This window comes from Enterovirga sp. (genome assembly GCF_028290205.1).
In the GTDB taxonomy this organism is placed as follows: Bacteria; Pseudomonadota; Alphaproteobacteria; order Rhizobiales; family Beijerinckiaceae; genus Enterovirga.
On sequence record NZ_JAQGKF010000170.1, the window covers coordinates 1 to 10,194 of the forward strand.

Consider the following 10,194-nt stretch of genomic DNA (forward strand, 5'->3'; position numbering starts at 1 on the left):
CGCCGGCCGGCCGCCACCACTTCCTCGACCGCCGCCACGATGATCACATAGGCGCCGCAGCGGCAGATGTTGCCGCTCATCTGCTCGCGGATCTCCTCCTTGGAATGGGCGCGGCCTTCCTCCAGAAGCCCGACTGCCGAACAGATCTGCCCCGGCGTGCAATAGCCGCACTGGAAGGCGTCGTGTTCGATGAAGGCCTGCTGCATCGGGTGCAGCCCGCCCTTGGCCAGCCCCTCGATGGTGGTGACGCTGGCGCCGTCCTTCATCACGGCGAGGGCGAGGCAGGAATTGACCCGCCGGCCGTCCACCAGGACCGTGCAGGCCCCGCATTGGCCGTGGTCGCAGCCCTTCTTGGTGCCGGGCAGATCGAGCTCCTCCCGCAGGAGGTCGAGCAGAACGGTCCAGGGCAGGACCTTCACCCGGCGCAACTGGCCGTTGATGGTCAGCGTGATCGGAATCCGCGCCGGCAGGGCCGATGGGTTCGGGGTCGTGCTCACGTAGCTCTCCTGGGCGCGGGCCTCGCCGGGGCAGGGCGCGGATTTGGAGCCACAACAATCTGGGTGCGGGGGCGTTCCTCGGTCGCCGCCTGACGCAACCGCTGCGGGCGGACGTCCGCCCGGCGGCGCCAGCTATGCCCCGGCACAGGCGAGGCTTATGGTCGCGGGGCGCAGCAGGACGGCCATGAGCTTCATCAATCCGAACCCCTTCACGACCCGGCCCGAGATCGACGGCACGTTTGGCGTCGTGACCACCACCCATTGGCTGGCGACGGCCGTCGGCATGGGTGTTCTCGAACGGGGCGGAAACGCCTTCGACGCGGCGGTGGCGGCGGCGTTCACGCTGCAGGTGGTCGAGCCTCACCTGAACGGTCCGCTCGGAGACGTGCCGATCATTCTGCACGATGCGAGACGCGGCCGGCAGGAGGTGATCTGCGGCCAGGGCCCCGCGCCGGCCGCCGCCACCATCGCGCAGATGCGCGGCCTCGGGCTCGACGAGGTGCCGGGCACCGGGCTGCTTGCCGCGGTGGTGCCGGGCAGTTTTGACGCCTGGATGCTGCTGCTGCGCGATTACGGCACGCTCAGGCCGCGCGACGTGCTGGAGGCCGCCATCGGCTACGCCCGCGACGGTTTCCCCCTGGTCGAGCGCATTCCGGCCACCATCGCGACGGTGCAGGCCCTGTTCCGGGAGCACTGGACCAGCTCGGCCGCCGTCTACCTTCCTGGTGGCGAGGTGCCGGCGCCGGGCGCGCTGTTCCGCAATCCGGCGCTGGCCGAGACCTATGCGCGCGTGCTGCGGGAGGCCGAGAGCGGCGGGGGCGGGCGCGACGCGGAGATCGAGCGGGCGCGGCGGACCTGGTCGCAGGGCTTCGTGGCCGCGGCCATCGACGCGTTCTCGCGCAGCCAGGAGGTCATGGACACATCCGGCCGCCGCCACCGCGGGCTCCTGACGGGCGACGACCTCGCCCGCTGGGAGGCGCATGTCGAGACGCCGGTCGGCATCGATTACGGCCGCTATCGGGTGCTCAAGGCCGGGTTCTGGTCGCAGGGACCGGCGGCCCTGCAGCAACTCGCCCTGCTGCGCGGCTTCGAGCTCGACGGCCTCGATCCCGCGGGCCCCGACTTCATCCACCTTCAGGTCGAGGCCGCGAAACTCGCCTTTGCCGACCGGGACACGTTCTACGGCGATCCAGATTTCGCGCCCGTGCCGGCCGAGACCCTGCTGTCGGAGGGCTACGCGGCGGAGCGGCGGCCGCTGATCGGCGAGACCGCGTCGCTGGAATACCGGCCGGGCACCATCCCGGGCTTCGGCAAGTCCATCGGCCATCGGGTCGGCGGCGAGCGCAGCGCGGTCGGCGCGACCGGCGCGGGGGAGCCGACCGTCGGCCGCATCCCGAGCGCGCCGCGCGAGGAGGCCCGTCGGCGCGAGCGCATGGGCGCGGTGTCGGGCGACACGGTCCATGTCGACGTGATCGACCGGCACGGCAACATGATCTCGGCCACCCCGTCCGGCGGTTGGCTGCACTCGTCGCCGGTCATCCCGGAGCTCGGCTTTTGCCTCGGCACCCGCGGCCAGATGTTCGGGCTGGACCCCGAGCACCCGCAGGCGCTCGGGCCGGGCCGGCGGCCCCGCACCACGCTGTCGCCGACGCTGGCCCTGCGGGACGGCGAGCCCTACCTCGCCTGGGGCACGCCCGGGGGTGACCAGCAGGACCAGTGGGTGCCGCAATTCTTCCTGCGCCACGTCCATGCCGGCATGAACCTGCAGGAAGCCATCGACGCCCCGGCCTGGCACACCGAGCACTTCCCGTCGTCCTTCTGGCCCCGGACCTCGCGGCCCGGCGTCCTGGTCGTGGAGAGCCGCGTCTCGGACGCGACCGTCGCCGAGCTTCGCCGCCGCGGTCACCGGGTCGAGATCGGCGAGGCCTGGTCGGAAGGGCGGCTCACCGCCGCGTCCCGCGAAGGCGGCCGGCTCAGGGCCGCCGCCAACCCCCGCGGCATGCAGGGCTACGCGGCCGGGCGCTGACGCCTCGCGATCGGGCCGCCTCCGGCTGGCTCGGCCGCGCGCTGCTCCGGCCGGCCGGCGGCGAAACCCTCTCGGGATCCCACGCAGGAAGGACACCTCACATGCCGACCATCGCCGCGAACGGCGTCACCCTGAACTACGCCCTCGAAGGGCCCGAGGACGCGCCGGTTGTTGTGTTCTCGAACTCGCTGGGCACGACCTACCGGATGTGGGACCGGCAGGTGTCCGCCCTGAAGGGGCGGTTCCGCTGCCTCCGCTACGACACCCGCGGGCATGGCGGCTCGCCCGTGACGGGCTCGGGCTTCGCCGTGGACGACCTCGCCCGCGACCTCGCCGCCCTGCTGGACGGGCTCGGCATCGCCCACGCCCACGTGGTCGGGCTGTCGCTCGGCGGCATGACCGGGCAGCTTCTGGCCGTGCTGCGGCCGGACCTGGTCGACCGGCTCGTCGCGGTGGCCACCTCCGCCTACATGCCGCCGCAGGAGCTGTGGCGCGAGCGGGCCGCGACCGTCCGGGCCGGCGGCATGGCGGCCATCGCCGACAGCGTCATCGGCCGCTGGTTCACGCCCACCCAACAGGGCAGCCCTGGGGCGGCCGAGACCCGCCGCCGCCTCATCGAGGAGGTGCCGGCCGAGGGCTACGCGCTGTGCTGCGAGGCCATCGGCCAGATGGACCTGCGGCCCCGCATCGGGGCCATCCGGGCCCCGACCCTCGTGATCTCCGGCGAAGCGGATCCGGCGACCCCGGTCGCCATGGGGCGGGAGATCGCCGGGCTGGTGCCGGGCGCCGCCTTCCTGCCCATTCCGGATGCGGCCCACCTCATCGCCGTCGAGCGGGCCGAGGCGCTGACGGCCGCCATCGCGGCGTTTCTCCCCCAAGGTGGTTCGGCCCGGCCCGAGCGGCTGCCGCGGCCGGCACCGAACCCCGATCCGGCGTGCTACGCGGCCGGCGAGGCCAATCGCCGCGAGGTCCTCGGCGATGCGCATGTCGAGCGTTCGCTGGGCGGGGCCGGCACGTTCGCGGGGCCCTGGCAGGACTTCATCACCCGCTATGCCTGGGGCGAGGTCTGGGGCGACGCGACGCTGCCCTGGAAGACCCGCTCCGTCGTGACGCTGTCCATCACGCTGGCGCTGGGCCGAGAGGAGGAGTTCAAGCTCCACCTGAGGCCGGCGCTCCGCAACGGGCTCACGGTGGAGGAGCTGCGCGCCTTTCTGAAACAGGCCGCGGTCTATGCCGGCGTGCCGGCCGCCAACGGGGCCTTCAGGTGGGCGCGCGAGGTCTTGGGCGACGAACTCGGCTAGGCGGGGGGCCTGGTCTCAGGCCGCCTTGAGCCCGAAGGCCTCGGCCAGCATCCCGTAAGAGCGGGCCCGCGCGTCCTGATCGTAGATGGCCGAGGTGACCATCACCTCGTCCGCCCCAAGCTCACCGGCAAAGGCGAGCAAACGCTCCCGCACGCCAGCGGCCGTGCCGACAAACATGCGCGAGCGGTTCTGGGCGATCTGCGCCCGGTCGGCCGGGCCATAGACATGGGCCGCCGCCTCCTCGACGCTCGGCAGGGGCGTGTATTCGCCCTGGCCGCGCCGCAGCCAGCCGAGATCCTGGCTCGAGGCCAGCCGCTCCGCCTCGGCCTCGGTCTCGCCCACGATGGCCGCCACGGCCAGGATCGACCAAGGCCGCTCCATCCAGCGCGACGGCTTGAAGGTGGCCCGGTAGGTCAGCATGGCGTCCGCGGCGTCGTGCTGCGCGAAATGGTGGGCGAAGGCGAAGCCCGTCCCGATCTGCGCCGAGAGGCGGGCCGAATAGCCGGACGAGCCCAGCAGCCAGATCGGCGGCAGCCTCTTGTCGGACGGCATGGCGACCACGCGGCTGAACGGATGGCCCTCAGGAAACCCGCCCTCGTCCCAGAGGATCAGCTCCTGCAGCTTCTCCAGGAAGTCGTCGCCGCCGCGCCGCTCCTCGTGACGTCGCAGCGCCATGGCCGTGACACCGTCCGTCCCCGGGGCCCGCCCGAGCCCCAGATCGATCCGACCCGGAAACAGCCCCTCCAGCATGCGGAAGCGCTCCGCCACCATCAGCGGCGCATGGTTCGGCAACATGATGCCGCCCGACCCGACCCGGATGCGGCTGGTGGCGGCCGCGATCTGCCCGATCATGATCTCGGGGGCCGGGCTCGCGACGGAGGGGAGGTTGTGATGCTCGGCCAGCCAGTAGCGGGCATAGCCGAGCCGATCGCAGACTCGCGCCAGCGCGATCGATTCGTGGAGCGCGGCGCTGGGCGGGTGGCCGGAGCGCACGAAGGAAAGGTCGAGGACCGAAAGAGGCAGCATGAACCCAAGATAGGCTCACGGCCGCGTTCTCGCGAGGGTGTCCCAGCAGAAGGCCCGGTTGGGCCCTCTGTGACCGATCAGGCGCCGGCCTTCGGACGGCCGCGACGCTTGGGAGCCGTCTCGGCGGGGGGGGGCGAGGCAGGTGCCGGCGCCGCGGCGGCTTCCGCCTTCTTGCGCCGCTGCTGGCCGAGACCGAGCGCCTTCGCCAGTTCGGACCGCTGCTTGGCATAGTTCGGGGCCACCATCGGGTAGTCCCGCGGCAGGCTCCACTTGTCGCGATACTCGGCCGGAGTCAGGCCTCGGCCCGACAGATGGCGCTTCAGCGACTTGTAGCGGCGTCCGTCTTCCAGGCTGATCAAGTAATCGGGGGTGATCGACTTCTTGATCGACACGATCGGGTTCAGTTTCTCCGGCTCAGGCGCCTTCTTCTCCCCCAGGCCGCGCAGGGCGGAGTGGACGGCCGCGATCACCTCGGGGAGCTCGCTCGAAGAAAGCTTATTGTTGGTCACGAAGGCGGACACGATCTCGCTCGTCAGTTCCGCGAGTTCTTGGGGCGATGGACCTGATTGAGCATCCATGAGCTTGAACTTTCTCGATTGGGCGATGGGACGCACCTTCAATGCACCACCGCCACACTAAAGCAAGCGACATCGCAAGCAACGGTGCGAAAAGGCGTGGATTCGGTCCGGCCCGGGCAATGTTCGGGCCGTATCGTCTTGAACAAGATGCCCGGAAGCGCCGCCGCCGCGTCTCCGAATCGAAGCCCTTACCGTGGGGGCGATGTCGGCGGGACAATCTGTGGATGCGTTTACCGGGTGTTAACCATCTTAACCGAGCGTAGGCCGCGGAGGTCGAAACGATGGTAGGCTCTCGATCAGCGGCCGGCGTGGCCAGGACTTCGCTCCGGCCCGCCTTTGCCGGCATTGCGCGGCGCATCGGCATGAAGCTGCGGGACGTCTATGCCTCGCCCGAGGCCGAGGCTCTGCCGGCCGAGCACGTGGAATTGCTGCTCCGGCTGCGCCACAAGGAGCGGGATGCCGGACGGGCCCGGCGCGCCTGATTATTCGGCGGCCGCGAGGGCCGGGCGGCCTGACTCCGACAGACCGGCTTTGGCGAGCGCCTCGGGCAGCGGCCCGCCCGTCGCCCAGTCCACAAGCTCGACCGTGTGGACGATCGGGATGTCGGTGCCTTTGCCGATCTGCGTGATGCAGCCGATGTTGCCGGTCGCGATAACGTCCGGCCTGACGCGCGCGATATGGGCCACCTTTCGGGCCCGGAGCCGGTTCGCGATCTCCGGCTGAAGGATGTTGTAGGTTCCGGCCGAGCCGCAGCAGATATGGCCCTCGGGCACGTCCTTCACGGTGAAGCCCGCCTGTTTCAGCAGCGTCTTCGGCTCCGTGCGGATCTGCTGGCCGTGCTGCATGGAGCAGGCCGAGTGGTAGGCCACCACGAGGTCGCTCTGGCGCGGCGCCGTCGGCAGCCCAAGCGTCAGCGCGTATTCGACGATGTCCTTGGTCAGCGCCGAGACCCGCGCCGCCTTTTCGGCATAGGCGGGCTCGTCGCGGAACATGAAGCCGTAATCCTTCACGGTCGTGCCGCAGCCGGAGGCGGTGATCAGGATGGCGTCGAGGCCACGCCGGTCGGCCTCGGCAAGCCAGGCGTCGATCGCCTTCCGGGCGAAGCGCTTGCTCTCCTCCTCGCGGCCCATGTGGTGCACAAGCGCGCCGCAGCAGCCCTCGTTGGCCTGCACCACCTCGACCCCGTGCCGGTTGAGGAGGCGGATCGCGGCCTCGTTGTGATGCGGCGCGAGCACGGATTGCGCACAGCCCTTCAGCAGCGCCACACGGCCCCGTCGGGGCCCATGTGCCGGGAAGGTGCCGCGCGCATCGCCCGGTGAGCGGTTCGGCAGGCGGGCCGGCGCCAGGTCGAGCATGGCGCCGAGGCGGTTGCCGACCCGGGGAAGGGCACCGAGCAGCGGCCTGAGCGGCTTGCTCAGCAAGGCCAGCAGCATGGCCAGCCGAAACCTGTGCGGGTGCGGCAGCACGCGGGCCAGCAGGCCGCGGATCAGCCGGTCGTGCAGGGGCCGGCGGTGCGTCGCCTCGATATGGGCCCGGGCGTGGTCGACCAGGTGCATGTAATGCACGCCAGACGGGCACGTTGTCATGCAGGACAGGCAGGAGAGGCAGCGGTCGATATGCTTGACCACCTCCGGCGAGGCGGGCTTGCCGCCTTCCAGCATGTCCTTGATCAGGTAGATGCGGCCGCGCGGCGAATCGAGCTCGTCGCCGAGCAGCAGGTAGGTCGGGCAGGTCGCCGTGCAGAAGCCGCAATGCACGCAGGTCCTCAGGATCTTCTCCGAGGCAGCCATGTGCGGGTCGGCGAGCTGGGCCGGAGAGAAGCTGGTCTGCATGGCTCGACCTTACCCGATCAGGCTTCCGCCCACATCCGGCCCGGGTTGAAGATTCGACGCGGGTCGAAGGCGGCCTTGATGCCGGCCGTGAGGCGGGCGAGGGCCTCGGGCTGGGGCTGGAACACGGCCACCGCCGCGCGGATCTCGGCCGGCGCCCGCACCAGGGTGGCATGGCCGCCATATTGGTCGATGGCGGCCCGCACCGCGCCCGCCCCGGCATCGCCCTCGGCCGGGCAGGCGAACCAGACGAGGCCGCCACCCCAATCGAAGAACCAGCGCGAACCGGGGCACAGACGCCCGAGCACGCCGGCGAGTTCAGGACCGCGGCTCGGCGCGGTGGAGATGCGCCACACGGCGTCCTGTCGCGGCTCCACGAGGGGCTCGACATCCCGCACGGCGCGCCACAAGGCCGCGGCCGCCTCGCCCTCGAGGAGATCGGCCGACCCGTTGCCGCGCAGGAGCCGGCGCAACTCGCCCGCCCGGTAATCGACCGAGAAGCTGAGCCCCTCGATCCGGATCAGGGTCTGGGCCCCGCCGCCCAGCCCGGCCGGAAGGTGCGCGGCCCCGGTCACGTCGAAGGGCGAGCCGAGCGCCGCCGAGAGGACCCGGATGGCTTGCGAATCCTCGAGGCCCCGCAGCAGGAGGGTGGCGGCCCGTTCGGGCCTGGGCAGCACCTTGAAGGTCACCTCCGTCAGCAGGCCGAGGGTGCCCCAGGAGCCGGCCACGAGCTTCACGAGATCCAGTCCGGTGACGTTCTTCATGACCCGGCCGCCGGAACTCACGGCCTCGCCGCGGCCGTTGATCAGCCGGATGCCGATCAGGCTGTCGCGCGCTGCGCCCGCCTGGATGCGACGCGGGCCGGACAGGTTCGCGGCCGCGACCGCCCCGACGGTCGGTTCGCCGAAGGAGCCGAGAAGAGGACGGTGGTCGATCGGCTCGAAGGTCAGGGCCTGGTTTCGGCGATTGAGCGTGCGCACCACCTCGGCGAGCGGGGTGCCGGCCCGGGCCGCGATCACCATCTCGGCCGGCTCGTACAGCGTCACGCCCGACAGGCCGCGCGAGGACAGGGTCCGCTCGGTCTGGATGGGTCGGCCGATGGCGCTCCGCGTGCCGCCGCCTTCCAGGGCGAGCGGCGCGCCGGCCGCTGCCGCTTCACTGACGGCCTCGCAGGCTTCGGCTTCGGTGGTCGGGGTGAGCGTCATCGCCAATCCAGAAGGCGGCGTCCGCAATGCCGGATCCGCCGCGGCCGACCGTACATGAGATCCGGAGTCCGGGGCAGCGCCGTCGCAGACCGGGCCGCCTCGTCTAGGCCGCGATCCGTCCGTCCAGCGGAAAGACCTTGGCCGGATTCATCAGCCAGTTCGGATCGAACACCGCCCGGACCCGCATCTGCTGGGCGAGATCCTCGTCGCGGAATTGCACGCGCATCAGATCGCGCTTCTCGATGCCGACGCCGTGCTCGCCCGTGAGGCAGCCGCCGACCTCGACGCAGAGCTTCAGGATCTCCTCGCCGGCGCGCTCGGCCTTGTCCATCTCGCCCGGCTTGTTGATGTCGAACAGGATCAGCGGGTGCAGATTGCCGTCGCCTGCATGGAACACGTTGGCGACCCGCAGCCCTTCGGCGGCCACGATCTCGCCCATGCGCCGCAGCACGAGCGGCAACTGGCCGGTCGGGATGGTGCCGTCCATGCAGATGTAGTCGGAGATGCGCCCTGTCGCCCCGAAGGCGCTCTTGCGGCCCTTCCAGATGGCCGCGCTCTCCGCCTCCGAGGTCGAGACCCGCACGGCTTCCACCCGGTGCCGCTCGGCGATCTGCACGATGCGGCGAAGCTGCTCGTCGATCTCCTGGTCTGAGCCTTCCACCTCGCAGATGAGCATGGCCTCTACGTCCGGATAGCCTGCGCCCGAGAAGCCGTCGGTGATCTGGATGGCCAGCCGGTCCATGTATTCGAGCGCGACCGGCACGATGCCGGCGCCGATGATGGCCGCCACGCAGGCGCCGGCATCCTGGGCCGACGGAAAGCCGAGCAGCGCCGGCCGCGCGCCCTCCGCCGCCCGCAGGATGCGGACCGTGGCTTCGGTCACAATGCCGAGCTGTCCCTCCGAGCCCACGATGATGCCGAGAAGATCGAGCCCGCCGGCGTCGAGATGGTCGCCGCCGACCTCGATCACGGTGCCGTCGAGCAGCACCATGGTGACACCCAGGATGTTGTTGGTGGTGACGCCGTATTTCAGGCAGTGGGCGCCGCCCGAATTCATTCCGATATTGCCCGCGATGGTGCAGGCGAGCTGGCTCGACGGGTCCGGCGCGTAGAAGAAGCCCTCGTGGCCGACCGCGGCCGAGATGCCCAGATTGGTGATACCGGCTTCGACCCGGGCGGTGCGGTTGGCGAGATCCACCTCCAGCACGCGGGCCATCTTGGCGACGCCGATCACCACGGCGTCCTCCTGCGGAATGGCGCCGCCGGCGAGCGAGGTGCCGGCCCCGCGCGGCACCACCTTGACGCCGTGCTGGTTGCAGAAGCGCAGCACGGCCGCGACCTCGGCCGTGGAGGAGGGCAACACCACGGCCAGCGGCATGCGCCGATAGGCCGTGAGGCCGTCCGTCTCGAAGGCCCGGCGCTCGTCCTCGCTGGTCACCAGCGCCTCCGGGGCGACCAGGCGCGCGAGGCCGGCCACGATCTCGTCGCGCCGCGCCAGGATGGCCGGGTCGGGGGTCGGGAAGGGGATGGACATGGGCCTGTCTCTCGCCGGTTTGCACCCAGTCTACCGCCGGGCCGGCCGACAGGCGAGGCCGGCAGGTGAGAGCGGGGCCCGGACGTGGTAGAGGGCCGGCTGCTCCGCATGCCCAGCCTGCCGCCGCCCCCTCCCGCCATTGTGCTGGTTCTTGCCGCTCCGGACGCGGCGGCGCCGGCCCGCGAGGCGTCCCCGGCA

At 71.3% G+C, this 10,194-nt stretch carries 9 protein-coding genes; 3 read left to right on the plus strand and 6 right to left on the minus strand.

Going from position 1 to position 10,194, the window contains the following annotated elements; all coding sequences use genetic code 11:
• Nucleotides 1-497 (minus strand): (2Fe-2S)-binding protein (locus tag JWR86_RS12420; protein WP_299565851.1); only part of this gene is annotated, 497 nt, incomplete at its 3' end.
• 184 nt (nt 498-681) lie between these two features.
• Between JWR86_RS12420 and JWR86_RS12425 the strand changes: the two genes are divergently transcribed.
• Together JWR86_RS12425 and pcaD are read left to right on the plus strand one after the other, a co-directional pair.
• Nucleotides 682-2,523: a gamma-glutamyltransferase family protein gene (locus JWR86_RS12425; protein ID WP_299565854.1), complete on the plus strand. Its 1,842-nt coding sequence runs from the start codon at nt 682-684 to the stop codon at nt 2,521-2,523.
• A 101-nt stretch (nt 2,524-2,624) separates the two neighbouring features.
• Entirely contained in the window at nt 2,625-3,824 is a 1,200-nt protein-coding gene (gene pcaD / locus JWR86_RS12430) for a 3-oxoadipate enol-lactonase (RefSeq protein WP_299565857.1), read from the plus strand.
• A 15-nt stretch (nt 3,825-3,839) separates the two neighbouring features.
• On the opposite strand, the gene JWR86_RS12435 is transcribed toward pcaD, so the two are convergent.
• Nucleotides 3,840-4,850: an LLM class flavin-dependent oxidoreductase gene (locus JWR86_RS12435; RefSeq protein ID WP_299565860.1), complete on the minus strand. Its 1,011-nt coding sequence runs from the start codon at nt 4,848-4,850 to the stop codon at nt 3,840-3,842.
• A 77-nt stretch (nt 4,851-4,927) separates the two neighbouring features.
• Nucleotides 4,928-5,428: a MucR family transcriptional regulator gene (locus tag JWR86_RS12440; protein WP_299565876.1), complete on the minus strand. Its 501-nt coding sequence runs from the start codon at nt 5,426-5,428 to the stop codon at nt 4,928-4,930.
• Nucleotides 5,429-5,709: 281 nt separating this feature from the next.
• Between JWR86_RS12440 and JWR86_RS12445 the strand changes: the two genes are divergently transcribed.
• Nucleotides 5,710-5,910 carry a hypothetical protein gene (locus JWR86_RS12445; protein WP_299565863.1) on the plus strand — a complete coding sequence of 67 codons (201 nt, stop codon included), beginning with the start codon at nt 5,710-5,712 and terminating at the stop codon, nt 5,908-5,910.
• Here the strand turns inward: JWR86_RS12445 and glcF are convergent, their stop codons facing one another.
• The 3 genes from glcF to JWR86_RS12460 all read right to left on the minus strand — a co-directional run bounded on the left by glcF (nt 5,911) and on the right by JWR86_RS12460 (nt 9,996).
• Nucleotides 5,911-7,260, minus strand: a complete 1,350-nt coding sequence (gene glcF / locus JWR86_RS12450; RefSeq protein ID WP_299565866.1) for a glycolate oxidase subunit GlcF — start codon at nt 7,258-7,260, stop codon at nt 5,911-5,913. It abuts the gene before it with no gap.
• A 17-nt stretch (nt 7,261-7,277) separates the two neighbouring features.
• Nucleotides 7,278-8,462 carry a glycolate oxidase subunit GlcE gene (gene glcE, locus JWR86_RS12455; protein WP_299565869.1) on the minus strand — a complete coding sequence of 395 codons (1,185 nt, stop codon included), beginning with the start codon at nt 8,460-8,462 and terminating at the stop codon, nt 7,278-7,280.
• Nucleotides 8,463-8,565: 103 nt separating this feature from the next.
• A complete protein-coding gene (locus JWR86_RS12460) occupies nt 8,566-9,996 on the minus strand; it encodes an FAD-linked oxidase C-terminal domain-containing protein (RefSeq protein WP_299565873.1) in 1,431 nt (476 codons plus the stop codon).
• Between the last annotated feature and the right edge of the window lie 198 nt (nt 9,997-10,194).

Bases quoted from the DNA above. Each gene is read 5' to 3' on its own strand.
- JWR86_RS12445 (WP_299565863.1), top strand. From the start codon at position 5,710: ATGGTAGGCTCTCGATCAGCGGCCGGCGTGGCCAGGACTTCGCTCCGG.
- glcF (WP_299565866.1), bottom strand. From the start codon at position 7,260: ATGCAGACCAGCTTCTCTCCGGCCCAGCTCGCCGACCCGCACATGGCT.
- JWR86_RS12435 (WP_299565860.1), bottom strand. From the start codon at position 4,850: ATGCTGCCTCTTTCGGTCCTCGACCTTTCCTTCGTGCGCTCCGGCCAC.
- pcaD (WP_299565857.1), top strand. From the start codon at position 2,625: ATGCCGACCATCGCCGCGAACGGCGTCACCCTGAACTACGCCCTCGAA.
- JWR86_RS12425 (WP_299565854.1), top strand. From the start codon at position 682: ATGAGCTTCATCAATCCGAACCCCTTCACGACCCGGCCCGAGATCGAC.
- JWR86_RS12440 (WP_299565876.1), bottom strand. From the start codon at position 5,428: ATGGATGCTCAATCAGGTCCATCGCCCCAAGAACTCGCGGAACTGACG.
- glcE (WP_299565869.1), bottom strand. From the start codon at position 8,462: ATGACGCTCACCCCGACCACCGAAGCCGAAGCCTGCGAGGCCGTCAGT.
- JWR86_RS12460 (WP_299565873.1), bottom strand. From the start codon at position 9,996: ATGTCCATCCCCTTCCCGACCCCCGACCCGGCCATCCTGGCGCGGCGC.